Here is a 21,578-nt window from a genome sequence, read left to right on the forward strand (position 1 = left end):
CAACGTCGGAGGAAGCAAAGGGCCAGAGGCCGGTCTCTTTCTCATCACCGGGCCTGATTACCATGGCATGGTCCCGGCAGGCATGAAGCAGATCAAGGTCGGGACGAGACTCGCCGTGGTCGCCAACCGCGTGTTCGTCAACGGAGACGCCGACCTGCCGAGCGCCCGCGCCGTACAGGAAGGGTTCAATTTGCTCCCGCTGTCGGTATTCCAGAAGAACGGACTGAATTTCAAGCTTCCTGAGAAGGTCGACTACGAGCGTTTCGTGTTCACACCAACGGCTCCCGAGGCTTTGCAGCTATATGATCAGATCGGCTTTGGTATGCGCACGTTTCTCTCGGCGAGCGACGACTTCTCCGATTCCGATGTCGGAGCGGCGCAGCAAATCGGTCTGAGCGTCGCCAACGGTTTCGAGTGGCAAAACCTGGATGAACCTACCAAGCGGGGACTAGCCAGAGCGGCGCTGGCTGCGGACGCCATCATCGCGAACACCTATGCGAATGCGGCTGAAACCGCCAATGGCTGGAGGTATACGATGGGCGGAGGCAGAGCGGGCTTCAACTACGCCGTGAGGGCCGCATTCTCCGCCAATCTCACCGGAGCCAACGTGCCGGAGGAAATCCTCTATCCGAATACCCGTGTCGATGGAGCGGGCGCTTCGCTCACGGGCGAGCACAAATACGTCTTGCACTTCGATAAGGACAATCTTCCGCCTGTCTCGGTGTTCTGGAATATGAGCATGTACGATGACAAGGAGTTCTTCATCGAGAACGACTTCAAGCGCTACAGCATTGGCAGCACCACCGAGGGCCTGAAGATCGAGCCGGATGGTTCCGTGACAATTCTCATCCAGAACGAGCGTCCGGCCGACACGTCTAACTGGCTGCCCGCGCCAAAGGGGCCGTTCAATCTCACGATGCGGCTCTATGGATCGCAAACGCCAATCCTCAATGGCTCATATCGGTTGCCTGGTATCAAGCGAGTGGACTGATCGGATCGGCCCGAGCGGGAAATCCGTGAAGGAATTTCGGGTATGCAACGTTGGAGATATCCCATGCGAGCTTGGTTTCCTGCACTCATCGTCCTGCCGTTCCTCGTGTCCACAGCGGGGGCGGTGGATTTCACGCCAGACCAACTGCATGACAGAACGGTCGAACGCCGCGCCATCGAGGCCGTGAACTGGGGGATGCCCGTCGTCAATTTCGACCGGATGTTCCAGGCGTTCAAGGACAAGGGTGGCGACTTCAACCAGGTCGTCTACTGGTCGGGGCTTCCGGACTGGAAGAACCAGATGCTGACACCCAACCCGGATACGATCTATCTGCTGCCGTTCTACGACACCAAGAATGTCGGGCCGGTGGTCATCGAGATACCGCCTGCAGGGGATGCGGGATCGATTACCGGAACGCTAATGGATGTTTGGCAGGCTGCGCTGGAGGATGTGGGACCTGCGGGTGCTGACAAGGGCGAAGGTGGCAAATACCTCATCCTGCCGCCGGACTACAAGGAGGCCGTGCCGAAGGGATATATTGTCCTGCCATCATCGACTTACGAAGGCTACGGTCTTTTCCGTTCGACCGTGAAAGGTATCGGCCACGAAGCCATCAACAAGGCGGTGGACTACGGCCAGAGGATCAAGCTCTATCCCCTGTCGCAGGCCGCCAAACCAGACAGGACGACGTTCGTCGACGTGTTGGGTGTCGAGTTCGACTCGACGATTCGTTACGATCTGAGCCTCTATCGTTCGCTCGACCGCGTTGTGCAGTACGAGCCATGGCTTCCACGCGACAAGGTCATGGTCGATATGCTTCGCTCAATAGGCATTGAGAAAGGCAAGAAATTCGATCCGGATCAGAAGACCACGGACATTCTCGAAGCAGCGGTAGCGGAGGCCCACGCCTGGATCGACAGCCGTTACGAAACGGCGTTTGAACCGTATTTTGACAATGCGCATTGGTCGGTTCCTGCACCGCTGGACATGGTCAAGACGTCGGCGACATTTTACGAGACGTCAGACACCTATCCCGTTGATTCCAGGGGGCTGACCAACTTTTGGGGGTTTTCCACCGTCAAACACCTTGGGACCGGTCAGTTCTATCTGATGTCGACGCAGGACAAGGCAGGGCAGCCACTTGACGGAAGCAAAAACTACAAATTAACAGTGCCTGCCCATGTTCCCGCGAGCCAGTATTGGTCTGCCGTTGTCTATGACAGGGCAACTCAGTCCCTCGTCAGAGACGTCCCATCTCCAGGCAAATCGTCCATGAGTGAGCGGCTAGCAGTAAATGCAGACGGCACAGTCGATCTCTTCTTTGGTCCTGCATCGCCAGCAGGCAAGGAAACGAACTGGACGCCGACCAAGCCAGGAGATCGGTTCGAAGTGCTGTTTCGGTTTTATGGGCCTCAGAAGCCGCTGTTTGAAAAAACCTGGAGCCTCCCGGATATCGAGCATGCAGAGTGAACGATTTGTTTATTGTGAATAGGCTGTGATCCCGTCGTGGCGGCAGTCCTTCGAACGACATAAGTCATGGCCAAGGTGCTGGTATGCCATCGCTTACCTTCCGTCAACGAAATGGTCATGTAATGTGGCGCGCGGCAGCAGCAATTGGCCGGAGACCTTATGACCGTCCCCAAGTTTGAGAAGCAAAACCATCACTATGTACCGCAACACTGGCAGCGGGGATTTAGATCGAGTGGTGGACATCTCTTCTGTCGGTGTGGGGACGACGTCTCAATCGTGTCGACACGTACGACGATGCAGGAGGACTATCTCTACACTGTCTTCGACCAGCAATGGCGACCATCGGATGCGCTGGAGGATACGTTTTCTGTCGTCGAAGGGAAGGATGCGTTACTCTTCAAGAGGTTGATGACCCCTGGGTATACGCTGACATCTGATGATCATGAGCATCTTTGCACGGTGCTCGCCATGCAGGCATCTCGTCATCCCGATATCCTTAAGCGCGGAAACACTCTAAGCCGTGAATTTGGCACCGTGTTGGCAAGCGTCCACAAGTATTCGGAAGCAGAATTCGTGCAGACTTTGGTTGATTACGGCTTCCCTGAGGAGGAGTCGGGCAATTTCTACATTGCTCTCAGCAGAGTGCCAGCGGAACAACTCGCCAATGAACTAGCTGAACTCCGTAGTCTCTCACCGCAGTCGCCCGATCTGCCGATGCAGGAAGCAGTCAAGGCGTGGGTGGAAATCAGAAAGGTTATCCTCACGATGGAGATGTCCCTTATCGATGCGATCTCTCCACTTGCATTCGTGCTGGGCGACACTCCGATCCCTCAGGACAATCTAGGGCAAGGGTTTACCGTGCCGCTGTCGCAGACACTGGCCGTTAGGGTCACGCCATCTCAAACCGGCTGTCATCCGTCGATCACTCGACGTCTCGCGACGCAAAATGACGTCGACGAGATCAACAGATGGCAATGGGAAAATTCTGCCCAGATCATCGTCGGATCATCCGTCAAGCTTTTGAAGAGCTTTTGACGATTTCGACCTCCAACGCGAGACGACTATTTGATGCCGTTCGCCTCCGACAGAAAGTTTGCACCGTCCAGAATGTCGTAGAATCGAGCCAATCTCAGACGAGGGTAGGAAATACGCTCTGTTTTGACCGCGAACGAGCTAAGTGGGAGCACTTCGATATCTCAGCCGAACGGGCAGAGTCCGAGCCATCGCAAACAGCAGGCTTACATGTAGTCCTACTTCCTCCCTGAATGGGAGGTGAAAAGATCACCCTGCTCAATGTCTGAAGCAATATAGCCGCCCAGAATTGCCTCTAGCGCATTTTCGTTTAATGCTTCTGACAGAAGATCGCCGTTGAATTCGAGGACGCGCAAGACCCTGATGTTCTTTGGCGATGTTGCTTTCCCTTGGAACGCCCACTGTACCTTGATCGTATCCATAATGTGGATATTCAAACGTTCCGCCTTCACCAATCCCCAAAACTGTTCGTCTTCAATGCGGAAAAGTCGCTCGCGGCCCTTCAAATCCTTGCCTTTCCAGGAACGTTGACGATCTTCTCTGTCCCAGTTTGGGGACGTTACCTTAAGATCGACAATCCCAGTCGACCAAGGCTCATCGTCTTCGTCTTCTCGGGGTGGAAGCGAAACCTGTAGACGGAGGAAATCGCTTCGGCCGACTGGGAAAACAGGCTCGTCTTCAAATCCCACTCCCCATATTTCGGGTGTGTCAGCACAAGCTTCGTAAAACTCATTCCGCGCGGCAAAGCCATCCCGGAAACGCGTCGTGGTTATCCCGACAGACTCTAATTCAGAGACATCCGTTTGCAGGAAGGATTTTGTCGTTTCGACAAGGAATTCAGCAGCGGCACGGCTCTTCACTTCGCCATCCGCTGGCGCTTCGTCGGAATCCTCGATAGCCTCATTATCGTCATCGGAAACCATCTGCTCCCTGATTGCCGCACCTGCTTGCTCCGCCCAATGCGCCGGGTCCTGCAGTGTCAAGCCACGGATGAATGCCTGACCGACATCACTTTCTGTAAATGACCAAACGGCAAGCCACCCCCCAACCAGATAGACACCTATCCTGCTTTTGAAGGAGCCCTCCTGTGGGGCAAGCACCAGGATTTCATATTTCAGTTTTCCATCGAACAGCTCACTATTCAGTGACGCGATGATGGCTTCCGCCTGTTCGGCGGTGCGAACAAACGTATCGAGGGGTATGGCGTGTGCTGGCAAATCAAAATGAATCGGCAGGATGGCGAGTGCGCCATCCTCACTTGATTTCAACTGACCCATCCCTGCGCCCCTCCCGACGTAGCAAACGACGGCCGCCTACATTTGCATTGGCCTTAGCATCGACACATGAGCCGCCCTAGGTTTACCTGAGGCCGTTTCGTTTAGTCACGCTACCATGTCTGGATGCTTCCAAAAGGGATAGGTTTCGAAACACATTTCAGCAATTTATGTATGAGCGGCGTATCGGTCCTATCTCCGATGAAGGTAGGCGCTACGTGCTTTCTTTGAACTTGAATGAGCCGTTGACACTGGGTACCCGCAAGGGATCCGTCCTGTGTCTAAAGTTATGTCATCGAAGGTATCCATCGGCGACCTATGATCGCCCCCAGAATGCCTGGTAGCGAGGGCCATGAGACTCGGGCTGCTGCCCCTTCTCAGGGCGGTCAACCAAAATAGGTAGCGGAGCGGGTAACTCGGGTCCGACGATGATCGCCTCGCCCTGAGCAAGCGATGGGATGAATGCTGCGGCGTCGCGGTCCAGATCGCCGCATGCTCGCTCGATGGTCTCGCGATCACGGTCGTTGGTCAGTCGGTGGACGAAGAGAGTACCGAGCTGGCTTAGAACGTCTGGAGGCACATCTCTGGGGCGTTGCGTGGCTATAGCTGTTGTCAGTCCGTACTTTCGACCTTCCTTCGCGATAAGACCAAAGGCATCCAGCAACACATGATTTGTATCATCACCTATGGAGCGACCGATAAATTGATGAGCTTCATCGAGGAAACAGACGAGCGGGCATTGCTGAAACACGTTCTGCCGCGCCAAGCCGAGCAGGTAACGGCCAAGTGTGTTCAATAACAGTTCTCGGGTGTTGTACTTGAAGCTGACATGCTCGAACGAAAGAACGAGAGCGTGTTGGTTAGGGTCTGAAATGAAATCTTGGATCTCCATGCAGATGTCCGTCCCTTCGTCGGAGAAGAGGCATCTCATTTCTGGAGAAGAAAGATAATTCTCAATGCGAACGTTCAACGAGTTGCAGGTCCCTAACGCAAAATCGTCGTGTAGCCCGTAAGAACCCATGCCGTCGTTTGTATGCTGCTTAACGCACTCTTCTTTGATCTGGTCGGAGAGGAGGTGGATGTCGAAATCGCAAAGGTGCGAATCTAGTTCGCTCGACAATTCGATGAGCGCCAATGACAGCGCATGACGACTGTTTCCGGCCTTTCTCACAACCCCGCTTGGGCGAAGCTCGACAAAACCACGCTGCCCAACCGCATAGCGTTCACTGCCATCTTCCATGGCTTTGATCGTGTACCGTAAGGGTTTTCGCCGCAGTGCCGTTGCCAACCTAAGGCTTTTGATCGCGCTACGGAGATTTGGCCCCTGCATCTGCACCGATGGCGTCAAAAGAGCATACAGATCGATCTCTGACAATTGTCGGTAAGGAAATCTCGCAAGCGGTTGCTTCTTGTTTGCTTTGGAGAACGAAAACTCCTTCGCACCAGACACCCTGCCTGCAAATTCCCCGGTTGGATCGAAGAGTATGCACTTGCCGCCCAGCCGGACTACTTCATTCAGAAGCTTTGACAACGTCCAACTTTTACCGCCTCCGGTAGCCCCGAATATTCCACAGTGCCGCCCAAACAATTTTTCCGGCGGCATGGCAATCGAAGCATCCGTAATGCCGGACAGCGTGCCGAGGTTCACTAACAAACGCTCGTCTTTTCCTTGCTCGATCTCTCCCTGAAGGGCGTCTCGAATAGCGGCCGCGAGTGCTCCACCATCAGCCAGATAAATTCCGTCGCCTACACGCGGCTTTACGTTGATTCCACGCGTCACCTTGTGCGTGGCCTTGTTGACTGTCGCAAGAAGCTGGGCCCGACCTTGTGGTTCGACACTCGCATCACGTTCCATCTGGCGCTCGAGCACAGCACGCTGGCGCTCTGGGACGAAGACGTCTGTTATCCGGCCAAGGATCGTCTCATGATCGCAATCGACGAACACGAAGTCTCCGGTTGCGCCTCTCGCCAAGCCTCGTTGCCCGCTGGCAGCTAACGCCTTTGGAATAGTCAGCTCAATCGAAGACGCGCTCACCCTCGTCACGGTGCCAACACGCTTATCTGGATCGATCAGCGCGATTATTCGGTCGGTCATACCGCGTCGCCTCTAATCTGATCCAGGCGCATCTGGAGGCGTTGCCGATCTGACTCGCCGGGAATCGCGGGAACAGCATCCACCAAATCTTCAAACCGACCATTCAGCAGGGTGACACGCGGATCACCTTCCACGACTAGGCGCGCTATCTTGTTTTGGTATTTCCTTGTCGGCAGCCCGACGTCGAGGAGGTGTTGGGGCGCTGGATGCGCATCCAGCTTCCAAGCGGGAATGAATGATGGGTCGACCAAGATTAGTCGGAGGGAGAGGTTTGATTCCAACGCAGACCAAATCGGAGCGCTGATATGGTCGTCGGCGAACCCGAAGCCTGCAACCAAAAGTGCGGTGTCAGGTTCACGAAGAGCTGCTTGAAATGCCGCGAACATGTCAAGGTATGGAGTTTCGAAAGCTTCCTGATATTTGGTCGACCTTGGATAGATCAGTACGGGTTTCAGGGCCGGATCGTTGGCTTGGGAACGTATGACGACGCCATCGGAGCGGCGTCGCCAGTCAATCGAGCCGTGAAGCTTGTAAAGGTGAAAGACGCCATCGATGTAATCGGCCTTCGTACCGGACGTCTGCCGCCGTACAATATCATGCTGGAAGTAGTCTCGATTGAAACGCTGTTCTGCGCTATGTGAAAAGCCATCTACGAGTACGACACCCAGTCGAGATGCAGCCTCTTCGACGCAGAGATCGTAGTTGGTCGTGAAGACCTTTACGCGAGGCTTATCTATAGCGCGCTTCGCGAATTTCTGGATTAACCCTCTGTGGGCGAGCAAATCGGTCGTCTGATCCACAAAATCGACCTTCTCAAGGATTGCACCTTCGGCTTCCTTGATGAAGGTCTTCAATTTTCTGATCGGACCTTCGGGATCGGATTTCTCGCTCTCCTGGGCCCGAGCCTCCATCAATTCAAGTTTCATCTTGCAGAGGCTTAGGAGATTTTCGATGTCGCCAGCTCGTTGCTTACCATTTTCCTCCTGCGGTAAGGTGCCGATGACATCCAGGACGACATTGTCGAAATCTGAGTGGTCTACTAAATTCTCCTCGCAGACCTTTGATCTGGCCGCGTGCCACAGATCGCTCATGCCGGGCGCTTGCTGTGGGCCAGCGTTTTTCGCGCAGAAGGAAGCACCTGCCCCAAGGAGGGTCAAAACGTTGGTCGCGTGGACAGCCTGGGTAAGGACCTCGTTTACGCGCCCTTTTGCGCCCGCGATCCTTTTACTATTGGCGTCGTCAGGATCAGCCTCCTGATCTTCCCAAGCGAGCCATTTTCCTTCCCGAGTTAAGAGGCGGAGATTCTCCGCCGCGCCGGGCTTATCCGTCCAAAAGTCGCTCAAGCTTTACTCCCGACGCCAAAATCAACATACAACTGGAAGAACTAGCAACGTATTGTCGGGCGACGCAACAATGCTTCATTAAAATCCGGGATCGAACATCTAGCGGCAGTCACGCAGATAGCTGCTGTTCTGCAGCCGACCCCAAGTCAGTCGTTCACGCTGGACTGCGGAGTGCTCGAAACCTGCCGTTCGTTGAGCGCTTGCATCAGCCATCCAAACGCTCAGCATAGCAAACGCCACTTCTATCGATTGGCCGCCGCGTGTCCTCATATCTCACGTCAACGATGATGTTGCACTTCAGCATGAGCCTACGATCTCGACAAAGTGCGGGTTCTTGGAGCACGGTTCCTCGCGACCATGCCATCGCAGAAGCATCCTTTGTCACTGGCTTTTGCAGTACGCCGAAATCGTGACCCACAAGGAGGTCGCTGGCAACGAAAGTTAGAAACGACGTTCTGTTTCTGATCATGTGTGGCTGCTATGAAGCAGCGCATGACACCGACCCGCAAAGCATACGATCTTTCTGCCATCGTCGATAAGCTCGAAGCAGGGCGATACAAGCCGCTGGTAAGAGCCATCAAGGCATTTCACGCGGCTGAGTCGGTCGGAATCGACCTCGCGGCTGCGGCGGAGTCCGTCAAACTTCTGAAGGGTCTCGACAAGGCAATTTCAGACGAGACATCTCACATGGGAAGCGCCTTGCTCGTCCACGCTGTTGTTGTCTACTCGCGCGCTACCCACTCGAAGGCAATCTCCCGGTTCAACGTTGGAGTCACGAGCGCGTACGACAACTTGCTGAAAGCGAAACACCGAGAAGTCGTGGATCTGCGCGACAAGTGCATTGCGCATTTTGGGCCTGGCAAGGACGGATGGCATGTGGAGCATGTCATTTACCTAGAAACCCCGAAAGGGAATGGCCTGACGATGACGCATCGGCGAACAAATTTTAGTTTGAGGACAATTGAAGACCTTGATGCCCTGCTGAGCGTCGCAATTCCGCATGTGACTAAGCTACAGCGGGATCGCGCGAACGACCTCAACGCTGCCTTGAACGGGAATGACAAAGAGCTTTGGAAGCTTATCGACGGGCACGGATTCGATTTGGATGGATTCCTTGCGCCTGCGGGAACGTCCGACAAAGCCTGGGACGACGGCGCGTTTTCGCAGAACCTCTGGGAACGCAAAAGCAGCTAGCGAGCTACACGGCGCAGCTATGATCCTTCCAACGTTTAGTGTTTGCGAAGGAGAACCATCAGCATGGGTCGCATCAAGCGCCAGGGTCTGGCGTCGCTACGGATGGCAAATCCGCAGCGGCCTTTCTCCGACCCTCGACGTACGCCCTGCGACGTCGCCTCTTCGAGGCACCAACACGCCAAGTTGTCGACTTTACGATATCACGATAAGTCTCAAACGCTTCTATCGCGGCTTCGCTACGCTCTTCTGCATAAAACTCGTCAACACGTCCGGGGAGGACTGCGGTAGCTCCGTTCTCCAGAGAGCAGTTGAAGATGTCGATCTCACCTGCAGGCTCGCGGGTCTTGTCGGCATTGAGCGTAAAACCAGCTTCGGCAACTGCCGCAACCAGACCGTCAAACGCCACCTTCAGCTCAGCCTGATCGTTTCCGGACAGGCAGAGATCGTCCATGTAGACCGAGCATGAAATCGATGCCGGCAAGCTCCGTAGGAATGTGCCGACAGGCGACTCCGCCAGAACCAGAGTTGCGAGAATGGGCGACTGGACAAACCCATAGGGCAGGACGTAGCCGCCGCCCTCGAAAGGGTTCTTCACGCACGACCACTTCGCATAATGCTCAGGTTTCGGAACGCCGATAGCTTTCAGAACACGTTTCACGCGGTTTCTTCTGACGCTGTAGAAGAAGCGATTTATGTCAACGCGACAGAAAAATCCGTTCTTGCGGTGGAGATGAAGGGCCGCGACGTGGGAGCCCTCCTTGAAGTGATAGATGTAGCGGTCGAACTTATACTTCTTGGCTACCTTCCGTTTGAGCTTGTTTCCAAGCTCAATGCTAAATTCGTTAGGCGCGAAGATCGGTTTGCCGTTCTTCCAATACGAATGCAGGAAATTTTCGAATGCCCCGGGCATAGTTGACAACCTTGCTGACCAGCTCAATCAGGATATTCACATTCTTCAGGAGAAGAAGCGATACCGTCAAGGCCGATGCAGCAAGGTTCAGGCGCTTATGAATGTTCTTCATATGCCTCTCCATTGCTATCCTTCGGCACGCCAGCAACCTCATCTTCACGATGGAGTTGTCAACTGAGAGAACGGGAGTTCCCGAAGCCCAAGACTCGAGGTGCTTCCATCAGGTCGCCCCAAGAACCAAGGACCAGCGCGAGGTGCAGCCTAACGCCGAAGTCAACGCACATATACGATTGCCGTCGCGACTCTTCAATGCCTTCGCCCCAACCGCGCGCCATCATGTTACCCGCCCAACCTCACGTTACCGTCGGGACGGACCGGTCGACTGGAACGGCCGCTTGCGTCTACACGGCGGCTACTAGTTGCCATGCCGCTTTCCACCCCATTGCCGCCAGGCGCATCATGCCATCGCAGTCCGTTGCGGATCACGAAGTTGATGCCGCTGATAATCCGACGATTATCGACCCGCGGCACGCCGTGCGACAGTGGAAACACCTAGATCGGTGATCTTGACCCCAAACCTTCGAAGACCGATTTCAGCAACTCGCCTTCCAGCGTGCCATTAGTTAGCAGCGTATCCACGACTATCTCAATCTCAGCATTATTGCGCGATATCAGGTTCCGCGCTTCCATCTCGGCGTCACAGAGTCTAGCGTTTACCCGCTGCGCGAGTTCTTTGTGTGAAAGGAGCGTCCAGGCGATGTCCTTGACGTCCAAGTAAACCAACGACAAGTCGCCACCAAAGCCGAACTTGGTCTCCATGTCGACCGCCAGTCGGGTAGCCATGGCCAGATCGCTCCGTGCATCTCCGCCAGAACCGGCAACCACATTGCCTAGGATTTGCTCTTCCGCCACCCGACCAGCAAGGTAGATCACAAGCATTTTTTCGAGGTGATCTTCGGTGGCCTCCTGTTCCAGCGGCTGCTCCATTCTCATCCAGCCTCCGCCGCCCATCGTCTCGATGGATATTGCGGAGATGCGCCCAACTCCCAATGTCAGATGCGCAACGAAATGCCCTGCCTCATGGATTGCCAATCGTCTGCGAACATGAGCGGGGAGAGGCGGCTTGGCTTGCCCCAATGCCTGAAGCAGATCATTGAACTCAAGAGTGCGATCAGCGCGGCGAGCCGCTTGCCTGCTTTCGCGCACAATGCGTTCGACATCTGCTGGGCTTAGCCCAGCTGCGCGGCGTCCGAGTTCGCGCAGAACCTGATCTGTATGTGACTGTGTATTCATGGTATCTCCGATCAATTCAGCCATGAACGGAAAGGTTTCCCTGTCGAGCTGCTGTGGTCATACATATCTCCGCTTTTCGTCTCATTTGCCGACAGGATCGGCAGTGCCGACATGACGACGCGGCTGATGTCCTGCCCCAGGTGAGTGCGGAAAATTCCCGAAAGGGCCTCGATATCGGGAAGCGGGATGTCGAACCGCTTTTCCAATCGGCCCGAGCGCAGCAGAGCCGCATCGATGTTGTCTACGCGATTTGTGGCCCCCAGCACGATGACCCCTTCTGTTTTGGCGATGCCGTCGAGAAGCTCCAAAGCCCTGTTGACGACGTTGTTCCAGTAGTCGCTGTATTCTCCGCGTGCGTGCCGATGTCCGAGACCGTCAGTCTCGTCAATGAACAGGATGCAGGGTGCGAGATCACGGGCTTCCTCGAAGACGTTAGACATCCTTTCCAACACATCCCCGAGATGACCGCGCTGGAGCCAGGTGGCCGCAGAAGTGGCCACCAATGGGATTTGTAGCGTGTTGGACAGCGCCCTGGCGAACGTGGTTTTGCCCGTTCCGGGCCGGCCGACGAGCAGGACCTTGCTCTGCACATCACGCCATGCAATTCGATGTTCCTTGTAGTGGCCCAGATCGATTTGCAGATCGAGACCCCAGTCTCGTGCTTTGCCGTAGCCACTCAGGGTCGACAGATCATCGGCGAACACGCCCAATGCCTGGCGATCTTCCGGCTTTGCGGGCATGATTATGTCGCTTCCGGTAGGCTTACCTTTCTTCGTTTTACGGTCCTTGAGCGCGTCCCGCTGCTTGTCGACCGGACCTGCCCGCTCGACTTGTCGCTGTTTCTTGAAAAAGCTGATCTCCGAGATCTTGTACGCCATCTGCTTCGCAGAGAGATCAGGCCTGATTGCTATCGCAATGTCCGATAAGGATACAGCCGACAGGTCGAGAGCCCCGTCCAGGTCGGGAAGCTCCACGCTGGTCGCGTTCCGTGCTACCAGCCTGATCATTTCGTAATCCAGTGGACCACAGTCCAGCATCAAATGCGCCGCAGCACCCAGCTCTTCCGGAAACTGGTCGATTGTCCCGGCCAGCCCAAACATCGGATATCCCGTCATCAGCGAATACCCGATTTGCGATGATGTTTCGGAACGCTTCTGGTGACGGGAGAATAGAATGATTTTCCAATCGGTGGCTGGAAGTCTGGCGAAGGTGGGATGCTCCTTCGGGCCGTCAAGTGCATAACCATCGGCGAATTTCGCCATTCTCCCGAACAGGAGACCCTCTTCAAATAGCTGCTGGAAAATCCGGTCAAACTCCAGTGCCTGGCAAGCTATGGCGATGATCGGCTGGTCCTTTTTGAAGATGTCGAGCAACTGCCTTGCTGAGAGGCCCGACCTTTGCGCAGCGCGTTCCAACAGGAATATCGCCGCCAAATGGACCGGGCTGAGAGCTTCGGTCAGTTGGCAAAGAAGACGACGCGCTTTCGGATCTGAGGCCGACCAGATTTCTCTACGCTCGATCTCAGACCTTTGCAGATACGGCGTTGGATCTGAAGACTGGGCGTCGTCGAGTGCATCGAACCTATACTCACCTGGACGGTCCAGTTCGGTTGCACGAAGCACATTCTTCATTTTCCTGACCGTAAGCACCTGGTCACCCCACCGGACAAGACGTTGCACGTCTCGGCCATTGACAGCCGTCGAGGACACTTCAAACATGCCAGCCAGGATGGCTTTTTGAATAGCGGCATCACGCGCGGCGCGCTTCGCCTGGCGGATAAGGAACCTTGAAAGTACGGATATCATGGCGACGCACATCAATTGGATGACATGATGTGTGCTCTTTGACCCAGGCGATACCACCTCGACCGCGTACGCGCCCAGCTGAGCTCTTCGCTAAAAGCAACTATGTCGGATGTTACGATCTCACGTCGGTCGCCATGCAGAATTGGATGGCCAGATGAGAGCCCTGTTAGACAAGAGGTTCGGCGAAACCCTAAACCCCAGAATTCAAGAACTGGTGCCTCGTTAGGGAAAAGGGCGTCCGAGGGTCCGAGTTTTTCACGCCTGGCTATCTCAGCCAAATCCGCCGCTAATGCAAATAATCGTGCTGCCTCGAATTTCAGGATATTTCGAACCCGCTCATCAGTCTCCGGACCAAATACCAGCATGTTTCCTCCTCTGATTCGCATTTGTGAAAGGGAGGCTGCAAAGGCTTCGCCCCTGGCCCGCGCATACAGAATGCATTCACGTGCATTTAAAATGCACCACAATGCATTTCAAGTGCATTTTTAGGAAAATTTGGCGGAAAAAGATCGATTGGAATAAACATGAAAAAATGGAAGTTCCCGCCGAATTGTTACGCGCTTCAAGGATCGCGCTTGGCATGAGCCAGGCAGAGCTAGCTCAGGAAGCTGGGGTGGCGCTGAGAACTGTTGCAAAAATGGAAACCAGCGGCACGGTCCGATGGGAAACCCTCCGGAAAATCCAAAAAGCATTGGAAGCGAAAGGCATAAGATTCTTGGATCGCGATGAGAAAAATGGCTTCGGATTAAGGTTGCCATCGGATTGGCCCAAGGCTCCCTGAGCATAAATCACGGAGACCATCCGACCAACACCGAGATTGAAGATTTCTTATCGCAACCGAAGGCCAAAACGGCCGATACCACTACCCTCAAAGCCCCTCCCTGGCGGTCGGGGTCCGAGGCGGCTAACGCCGATAATGACGGCCTTCGGCCGCCTTCCTTTGAATAAAGGCTGGGCCTTGGCTTTAGTTTGATGCAACGCCAGGCCAGCCTTTATTCATCAAACGGAATTCGCCTATCGGCGAATGAGTTTGTGCCAGCATTCACTCGGTCCACAACTCTAGGTCTAGAACGGATATCGAATTTGTGAATGTGGCAGAAGCAGCCACTACGACCTGCCCATCGCCCTTGGACTGATGGCCGCTCTCGGTGCCGTGCCGGGCGATGCGCTCGCCGCCTATGTCGTGCTCGGCGAGCTCTCGCTTGACGGCACCATAACGGCCGTGGCCGGCGCGCTTCCCGCGGCAATCGGGGCGAATGCCGAAGGCAAGGGGTTGATCTGTCCGGCGGCCAGCGGGCCGGAGGCCGCTTGGGCCGGCGCCGACATCGACATTCTCGCACCACGCAGCCTGATCGCCATCGCCAACCACTTCCGTGGCACCCAGGTTCTGTCGCGGCCCGAGCCCGGCATTCGTGCCACGGCGCGCGACCTGCCCGACCTTGCCGACATCAAGGGCCAGGAAAGCGCCAAGCGCGCGCTCGAGGTGGCTGCTGCCGGCGGCCACAACCTGATGATGGTCGGGCCCCCGGGTGCCGGCAAATCGATGCTGGCGGCGCGCCTGCCCTCGATCCTGCCGCCACTTTCGCCCAAGGAACTGCTCGAAGTCTCGATGATCGCCTCGGTCGCCGGCGAACTGGCCGAGGGCAAGCTCACCGACAGGCGGCCGTTCCGTGCGCCGCATCATTCGGCTTCCATGGCCGCGATGGTCGGAGGTGGCCTCAGGGCGCGGCCTGGCGAAGTGTCGCTCGCCCATCATGGCGTGCTGTTTCTCGACGAACTTCCGGAGTTCACGCCTCAGGTGCTCGATTCCCTGCGCCAGCCGCTCGAAACCGGTGAATGCATGATCGCTCGTGTCAATCACCGCATTACCTATCCCGCGCGCATCCAGCTCGTCGCGGCGATGAACCCGTGCCGCTGCGGTATGGCCGGCGAGCCCGGCTATCGCTGCCTGCGCGGCACGCGCTGCCAGAGCGACTACCAGGCGCGCATCTCGGGCCCGCTGCTCGACCGTATCGACCTGCGCATCGAGGTGCCGGCGGTGTCGGCGGCGGACCTGATCCGAACCGGCAAGTCGGAGGCAAGTGCCGATGTCGCCGCGCGTGTCGCGCGGGCGCGCACCATCCAGCGCGAGCGGCTGGAGCGCCATGGCGTCACTGGCGCGACCACCAATGCGCAATGCGCGGCCGGTTTGATCGAAGACATCGCCACGCCCGATGCAGCGGGGCTCTCGCTGCTGAAAGATGCCAGCGAAAAGCTCAACTTTTCCGCCCGCGCCTATCACCGCGTGCTCAAGGTGGCGCGTACGCTTGCCGATCTCGACGGCAGTGACACCGTCGGCCGCATCCATCTTGCCGAGGCGATTTCGTACCGCATCAGCGCGGAGCGCGTGGCGCAGGCAGCGTAAGGGGGGCTGACACACGGCAGGGGCACGGATCGCCGGACTGCGGCGGCGGGCAAAGTCCAAGGGCAGGAGGGAAGACCGCCCCTAACCAGGCGCGGCCTAAGTCGTCGCGCCGGTACTGCAAGCCAGTTGGCCAAGGAACAATCGGACGAACCAAATCACGCGCTTTGGCGCGCCTGTTTGCCAACACTCATGCCGGGAGCGGCGACGCCAGGCATTGCGGCCGGGGAAACCTTACTTGACCGAGCCGACCAGCGTTGTCTGGCCTTCGCGGATGGTCACCCAGCGGCCGGTGTTTTCAGCCGACTGACGCTTCAGGTAATTGTAGCCGGTTTCGTCCCACTGGCGCACGGCGTCGGTCAGGTTGTCGAGGATGAAATCACCCTTGGAAGTGCGCACGGTCAGCACGGCGTGGCCTTCGCCGTCGGGCTTGCGCACCACGGTTATCAGCAGGTCGGACAGCGGCAGGCCTTCGCGGTTCAGCATACGGCGCTTTTCGAGCACATAGTCCTCGCAGTCGCCTTCGCCATTGGCCGGGTAGGTCCAGACCTCTTCGCGGCCATAGATGTCGATATCGTTCATCGGCTTGATCGCCGCGTTGACGGAGACATTGACGGCAACGATCTTGCGCCACAGCGCACCAGTCAGCTGTTCCGGCCCCGCGTCGCGCGACTTGATCGAGCATTCAGCCGGGTTGAGGCGGCAGAAATCATAATGGCCGATCGGCTGCGAGGTCAGACCGCCGGTGACCATCGGCTCGGACGCCATTGCGGCTCCAGCAGACAATACAACGCCTGCCATCAGCCCGAAAAACAAACCAGCACGCCCCGCCGCGCACCGTACGCCTGCTGCGGAAATCATTTGCCCCGCTCGCCCCTTTACATCGTTAACAAAACGTTAAGGTCGAGAGGCGTGCGGAGTCAATCAAAGCTCGCGGGAGATTGCAGACATGGTTACCGCGAGCGTCGAGGAGCGATAATTGTGCAACAAAACAAGGAAGGCCCGGCGTTTCGCGCCGGGCCTCTTGTGGAAAAGTCAGATGCCGATGCCGAACGGGTCAGGCTTCGCGCACCAGCCTCGGCTTTGTTGCCTTGCGCGCGGTGGCGCCATAGCTGGCCATGAAGTCGACGATGCGCGGCACGATCTCGGCGCGGAAGCGCGAGCCGTTGAAGACGCCGTAATGGCCGACCGCCGGCTGCATGTAATGCGCTTTCATGTCGTCGGGTAGGTTGACGCAAAGATCGTGCGCGGCCTGGGTCTGGCCAAGGCCCGAAATATCGTCGTTTTCACCCTCGACGGTGAATAGCGCGACGTTGCGGATCGCCGAGGTGTCGACCGGCTGGCCGCGATGGGTCATCTCGCCCTTGGGCAAGGCGTGGCGCACGAACACCGTGTCGACGGTTTGCAGGTAGAACTCGGCCGTCAGGTCCATCACCGCCAGATACTCGTCGTAGAAGTCGCGATGCTTCTCGGCGCCGTCGCCATCGTTCTTCACCAGCTGCATGAAGAAGTCCTTGTGAGCGATGATGTGGCGGTCGAGGTTCATGCTCATGAAGCCCGACAGCTGCAGGAAGCCTGGATAGACATCGCGGGTGAAGCCGGGTGCGGGCCACGGCACCTGCATGATGACGTTGTCGCGGAACCAGTCGATGCTTTTTTGTTCGGCGAGTTCGTTGACGGCGGTCGGATTGCGGCGCGTATCGATCGGCCCGCCCATCAGCGTCATGGTCGCAGGCGCAAAACGGTCGCCGCGCGCTTCCATGACTGCCACTGCCGCCAATACCGGCACCGAGGGCTGGCAAACCGCCATCACATGGGTATCCGGCCCAAGGGCATGGAACATGTCGATGACATAGTCGATGTAGTCGTCGAGGTCGAACTTGCCTTCGGTCACCGGAACCATGCGGGCGTCGGCCCAGTCGGTGATGTAGACGTCCGCATGCGGCAGCATCGCCTCGACAGTGCCGCGCAGCAGTGTCGCATAATGTCCCGACATCGGTGCGACGATCAAAAGCTTGGGGTCGGGGCGGCGTCCCGTAGGCAGCGCGCGTTCGAAGCGGATCAGGTTGCAAAATGGCCGCGACCAGGCGACTTTTTCGGTAACCGCCACCGGCTGGAAGTCGATTGTTGTCTTTTCCAGACCGAATTGCGGCTTGCCATAGCGGCGAGTGGTGCGCTCGAACAGTTCGGCCATCGCCGCCACGGAGCGGCCCAGCGGCATGTGCGAAAACGGGTTCAGGGGGTTGGAGTAGAAAAGTTTGACCGCGTCGGCATAGGCGCGTGCCGGCTGGAAAGCGGCGTGGGTCGATTCATAAAGCTGGTAAAACATGAAGTCCTCATACGGCCATGCGGGAAGGCGAGCCGGCCGGAGGCCCGTCATGCGATGCAGCGAAGGTAACAAACATCTGCTGCGATGCAATATCTCACTTGGCGTGAAACAGGGTCATTCTTTAGTCCAAGCTGTTGAAAAACCGTTTCCATCAGCGCCGCCGGCTCAGCATTGGCCAGCCTTGACGTTGTGCGCCGCGGTAGTTCGGCGAGTCGGTCCTTCCGGACGCGTGCAAGCCCGCATCCGGGCCAAAGTGGCCCGGAGTTCTTGCAACATCAGACGTGTCGGATTGGGCTAGATACCCTCGACCAGCATGATCTCGCCGTCGGCGAATTGCTGGCGGATTGACTTGGCGTGCTGGTATTCCGGCGAGAAATAGCAGTTGCGCGCGTCCTTCATCGAGGCGAACTCGATGATGACGTTGCGGGCGCGGCCCGGACCCTCGACCGCTTCATGGGCGCCGCCGCGGGCGATGAACTTCGCGCCGAAGCGCTCGAAGGCAGGCTTTGCGGCGGCAACGTAACCCTTGTAGCCCTCGGGGTCGCGGACATCGACGCGCGCGATCCAGTATGCCTTGGTCATGATTTTCTCCCCGACACCAGGTTTTCAGGCCGAAGCCATTTCTTCGAGGATAGCCTGTGCGGCGGCCCGCCTGTCAACCGCGCCGACGATCGGGCGGGCGACAACGAGGTGGCTCGAGCCGTTGCGGATGGCGTCGGCGGGGGTGACGACGCGCTTCTGGTCGCCATGGTCGCTGCCAGCCGGACGGATACCCGGCGTGACCACGGCCATGTTGTGCCCAACGATACGGCGCACGGCGGACGCTTCGCTGGCCGAACAGACGATGCCGCCCATGCCGGCGTTGAGCGCTTGCTCGGCGCGGTGCAGCACCAGCGTATGCGGGTCGAACTCGTAACCCGCCTCGATCATGTCCTTGTCGTCCATCGAGGTCAGCACCGTCACCGCGAGCAGGCGCAGTTCGCTGCCCTCGGCAGCCTTGACCGCCGCCTTCATTGCCTTGGGATAGGCGTGCAGGGTCAGCATGGTCATGCCCATCTTGACGATGTTTTCGACGCCCTTGGCCACCGTGTTGTCGATGTCCAGAAGCTTCATGTCGAGGAAGACTTTCGTGCCCCCGCTCGCCAGTTCACGCGCGAAATCGAGCCCGCCGGCAAAGGCGAGCTGGTAGCCGATCTTGTAGAAATTGGCTGTGCCTTCGAGGTCGCGCACTGCCTTTTCCGCTTCCTTCACGGTCGGCAGGTCGAGCCCGACGATCAGCCGGTCGCGCATCGCTTCGATTGTCATGGTTCGTGTCTCCTCGACAGCAGTGCCGCCCGTTCGATCAGGGGCCGGCACGGCCGTCCCGTGCCCTCTTGCAGGCTGTCGCACCCTCACAGGGTGCGCCAACATCGTGGCGACGGGTATAGGGGCGATCAGCCTGTCAAATCAAGCACGCCGCTCAGTGCTTTGCGCGGCGATAGACCCAGAGCTGCGTCGGCGGAATATTGCGGATGATGAAGTCGAAATGCTCGACCGTGTAGTTGCCCAGCCCCGGGGGGATTGGCGATTTCGGTCCATAAGTAAGCTGTATCACCGGCCTGCCTGCCGGAATGCGCCTGAGCAGGCCTTCGAGATAGGCCACGCGGCTGGCGACAGGAAAATTGAGCAGCGGCACGCCCGATATGACTGAGTCGAAGACTACGTCGCTCTTGTCGCCGAGCGTCTTGTCGAGGTCGAAGGCATCGCCCTCGATGACGTTGACGCGCGGATACAGGCGACGCAGGTGCTGGACGAAATCAGATGAATATTCAACGGTGTAGAGATGCTCAGGCTTCACGCCGTGAGCCAGGATCGCCTTGGTGATGACGCCGGTGCCGGGGCCGACCTCCAGCACTGGCAAGCCCGACTTGGTGTCGATGACCGAAGCCATGCGCTTTGCGGTGACCGAACTCGTCGGCACGATCGAACCAACGGCCTTCGGCTTGTCGATCCAGCCCTTGAAGAACTTCAGTTCGTCGTCGAACTTGGCCGCAAGGGTTTTACGCAATCCGGAACCGCGTGGCATCGCTTCGATCTCCTCACCGTTGCTGCGGGAGAAATAACAGCAACCCAGCCCAGCGCAAGCGGAAAGCTAACTCAATTTCCGTTACGGCAGAAACAATTCTCACTTATCCCCGAAGGACTCGAAAAAGTCCTTCATGCGCGAGAAGAAGCCGCTCGATTGCGGCGAATTCTCGGTCGAGGACAGCTTCTCGAACTCTTCGAGCAATTCACGCTGGCGCCTAGTCAGGCTTTGCGGCGTCTCGACCGCGGTCTGGATGTAGAGATCGCCGACCTGCGGCTGGCGCAGGATCGGCATGCCCTTGCCCTTGAGGCGGAACTGGCGCCCGTTCTGGGTGCCTTCGGGTACCTTGACGCGTGTCTGGGTGCCATCGAGCGTCGCCACCTCGAACGAGCCGCCAAGGGCTGCCGTGGTCATCGAGATCGGCACCTTGCAGTAGAGGTCGGCACCGTCGCGCTGGAAGAATTCATGCGGCTTGACCGACAAGAAGATGTAGAGGTCGCCCGAAGGGCCGCCGCGCAGCCCGGCTTCGCCTTCGTTGGCTAGGCGGATGCGGGTGCCGTCCTCGATGCCCGAGGGAATGTTGACCGACAGCGAGCGCTCTTCGGTGACGCGGCCCTGGCCAGCGCACTTGCCGCACGGATCCTTGATGGTCTGGCCGCGGCCCTGGCACTGAGGGCAGGTGCGTTCGATCGAGAAGAAGCCCTGGCTCGCGCGCACCTTGCCGTGGCCCTGGCACATCGAGCAGGTCACTGGCTGCGTGCCGGCCTTGGCGCCGGAACCGGCGCATTCGGTGCACAGGATCGAGGTTGGCACGCGGATCTGCGCGGTCTTGCCGGCGAAGGCTTCCTCGAGCGTGATTTCCATGTTGTAGCGCAGGTCGGCACCGCGCTCGCGCCCGCCTGACGAGCGGCGGCGGCCGCCGCCCATCATGTCGCCGAAGATATCCTCGAATATGTCGGCGAAGCCGCCGGCGCCAAAGCCCTGGCCACCGCCATTGCCCATGCCGCCATTTTCGAAGGCGGCATGGCCGAATCGATCATAGGCGGCGCGCTTCTGGGGGTCCTTCAGCGTCTCGTAGGCTTCGTTGATTTCCTTGAACTTGTGCTCGCACGCATCGTCGCCCGGATTGCGGTCGGGATGGAACTGCATGGCGAGCTTGCGGAAGGCCGACTTGAGCTCCTTGTCGTCAGCACCCTTCTGGACGCCCAGCGTTTCGTAGAAATCAGCTTTCATGTTTTCTCGCTGCCCGGCTGCTCAATGTCTCTGCGTGGTCTTGCATGGCATTGCTTTGCCGGTTCTTTTCTCGGCGACAGGCCTTCGATTTAGTAAGTCGAAGCCCGCTACGCCAGAGTTGGTGCGGCCTGGGCCGCATTTTT

At 57.7% G+C, this 21,578-nt stretch carries 19 protein-coding genes and 1 pseudogene; 6 read left to right on the plus strand and 14 right to left on the minus strand.

The window, feature by feature from the left end:
* The 3 genes from C8K44_RS21815 to C8K44_RS21825 all read left to right on the plus strand — a co-directional run.
* Positions 1-991, plus strand: a 991-nt coding sequence (locus tag C8K44_RS21815; protein ID WP_109577883.1) for a DUF1214 domain-containing protein, incomplete at its 5' end; no start/stop codon positions are given.
* Between the two features lie 63 nt (positions 992-1,054).
* Positions 1,055-2,461: a DUF1254 domain-containing protein gene (locus tag C8K44_RS21820; protein WP_109577884.1), complete on the plus strand. Its 1,407-nt coding sequence runs from the start codon at positions 1,055-1,057 to the stop codon at positions 2,459-2,461.
* 159 nt (positions 2,462-2,620) lie between these two features.
* Entirely contained in the window at positions 2,621-3,496 is an 876-nt protein-coding gene (locus C8K44_RS21825; RefSeq protein WP_109577885.1) for a DUF4238 domain-containing protein, read from the plus strand.
* A 215-nt stretch (positions 3,497-3,711) separates the two neighbouring features.
* Here the strand turns inward: C8K44_RS21825 and C8K44_RS21830 are convergent, their stop codons facing one another.
* The 3 genes from C8K44_RS21830 to C8K44_RS21840 form a co-directional block, all read right to left on the minus strand.
* Positions 3,712-4,770, minus strand: a complete 1,059-nt coding sequence (locus C8K44_RS21830; RefSeq protein WP_109577886.1) for a hypothetical protein — start codon at positions 4,768-4,770, stop codon at positions 3,712-3,714.
* 313 nt (positions 4,771-5,083) lie between these two features.
* Positions 5,084-6,862, minus strand: coding sequence for an ATP-binding protein (locus C8K44_RS21835; protein WP_109577887.1), 1,779 nt, complete (start codon positions 6,860-6,862; stop codon positions 5,084-5,086).
* Positions 6,859-8,205: an SIR2 family protein gene (locus C8K44_RS21840; RefSeq protein WP_109577888.1), complete on the minus strand. Its 1,347-nt coding sequence runs from the start codon at positions 8,203-8,205 to the stop codon at positions 6,859-6,861. The genes C8K44_RS21835 and C8K44_RS21840 overlap by 4 nt, the downstream gene beginning before the upstream one ends.
* 492 nt (positions 8,206-8,697) lie before the next feature.
* On the opposite strand from C8K44_RS21840, the gene C8K44_RS21845 reads away from it, so the two are divergent.
* Positions 8,698-9,399, plus strand: coding sequence for a hypothetical protein (locus tag C8K44_RS21845; protein ID WP_146203987.1), 702 nt, complete (start codon positions 8,698-8,700; stop codon positions 9,397-9,399).
* A gap of 73 nt (positions 9,400-9,472) precedes the next feature.
* Here the strand turns inward: C8K44_RS21845 and C8K44_RS21850 are convergent, their stop codons facing one another.
* From C8K44_RS21850 to C8K44_RS21865, 5 genes and pseudogenes are all read right to left on the minus strand, one after another.
* Positions 9,473-10,309 (minus strand): reverse transcriptase domain-containing protein, encoded by an 837-nt coding sequence (locus C8K44_RS21850; RefSeq protein ID WP_109577890.1) that lies wholly within the window; start codon positions 10,307-10,309, stop codon positions 9,473-9,475.
* Positions 10,242-10,421, minus strand: coding sequence for a hypothetical protein (locus C8K44_RS27575; RefSeq protein ID WP_158282773.1), 180 nt, complete (start codon positions 10,419-10,421; stop codon positions 10,242-10,244). The genes C8K44_RS21850 and C8K44_RS27575 overlap by 68 nt, the downstream gene beginning before the upstream one ends.
* Before the next feature lie 338 nt (positions 10,422-10,759).
* Positions 10,760-10,861, minus strand: a pseudogene (locus C8K44_RS21855) (IS5/IS1182 family transposase); the annotation flags it as partial.
* Positions 10,862-11,626 (minus strand): ATP-dependent Zn protease, encoded by a 765-nt coding sequence (locus C8K44_RS21860; protein ID WP_109577891.1) that lies wholly within the window; start codon positions 11,624-11,626, stop codon positions 10,862-10,864. It lies immediately after the preceding pseudogene.
* Complete coding sequence (locus tag C8K44_RS21865) at positions 11,614-13,407, minus strand: ATP-binding protein (RefSeq protein ID WP_158282774.1); 1,794 nt, start codon at positions 13,405-13,407, stop codon at positions 11,614-11,616. The genes C8K44_RS21860 and C8K44_RS21865 overlap by 13 nt, the downstream gene beginning before the upstream one ends.
* Before the next feature lie 466 nt (positions 13,408-13,873).
* On the opposite strand from C8K44_RS21865, the gene C8K44_RS21870 reads away from it, so the two are divergent.
* Together C8K44_RS21870 and C8K44_RS21875 are read left to right on the plus strand one after the other, a co-directional pair.
* Complete coding sequence (locus C8K44_RS21870; RefSeq protein WP_109577893.1) at positions 13,874-14,188, plus strand: helix-turn-helix transcriptional regulator; 315 nt, start codon at positions 13,874-13,876, stop codon at positions 14,186-14,188.
* Between the two features lie 300 nt (positions 14,189-14,488).
* Entirely contained in the window at positions 14,489-15,811 is a 1,323-nt protein-coding gene (locus C8K44_RS21875; protein ID WP_281063008.1) for a YifB family Mg chelatase-like AAA ATPase, read from the plus strand.
* A 231-nt stretch (positions 15,812-16,042) separates the two neighbouring features.
* On the opposite strand, the gene C8K44_RS21880 is transcribed toward C8K44_RS21875, so the two are convergent.
* The 6 genes from C8K44_RS21880 to dnaJ form a co-directional block, all read right to left on the minus strand.
* Entirely contained in the window at positions 16,043-16,609 is a 567-nt protein-coding gene (locus tag C8K44_RS21880) for a transglutaminase-like cysteine peptidase (RefSeq protein ID WP_109577895.1), read from the minus strand.
* Positions 16,610-16,865: 256 nt separating this feature from the next.
* The gene (locus tag C8K44_RS21885; protein WP_109577896.1) at positions 16,866-18,137 is read right to left on the minus strand and encodes a polyhydroxyalkanoate depolymerase; all 1,272 of its coding nucleotides are present in this window, start codon (positions 18,135-18,137) and stop codon (positions 16,866-16,868) included.
* 294 nt (positions 18,138-18,431) lie between these two features.
* A complete protein-coding gene (locus C8K44_RS21890) occupies positions 18,432-18,719 on the minus strand; it encodes a DUF1330 domain-containing protein (RefSeq protein WP_109577897.1) in 288 nt (95 codons plus the stop codon).
* Between the two features lie 24 nt (positions 18,720-18,743).
* Entirely contained in the window at positions 18,744-19,442 is a 699-nt protein-coding gene (gene pyrF / locus C8K44_RS21895; RefSeq protein ID WP_109577898.1) for an orotidine-5'-phosphate decarboxylase, read from the minus strand.
* A gap of 154 nt (positions 19,443-19,596) precedes the next feature.
* Positions 19,597-20,202 (minus strand): phospholipid N-methyltransferase PmtA, encoded by a 606-nt coding sequence (pmtA, locus tag C8K44_RS21900; protein ID WP_109577899.1) that lies wholly within the window; start codon positions 20,200-20,202, stop codon positions 19,597-19,599.
* A gap of 99 nt (positions 20,203-20,301) precedes the next feature.
* The gene (gene dnaJ, locus C8K44_RS21905) at positions 20,302-21,435 is read right to left on the minus strand and encodes a molecular chaperone DnaJ (protein WP_109577900.1); all 1,134 of its coding nucleotides are present in this window, start codon (positions 21,433-21,435) and stop codon (positions 20,302-20,304) included.
* Between the last annotated feature and the right edge of the window lie 143 nt (positions 21,436-21,578).

Origin of the sequence: Aminobacter sp. AP02 (assembly GCF_003148805.1) — a bacterium.
In the GTDB taxonomy this organism is placed as follows: Bacteria; Pseudomonadota; Alphaproteobacteria; order Rhizobiales; family Rhizobiaceae; genus Aminobacter.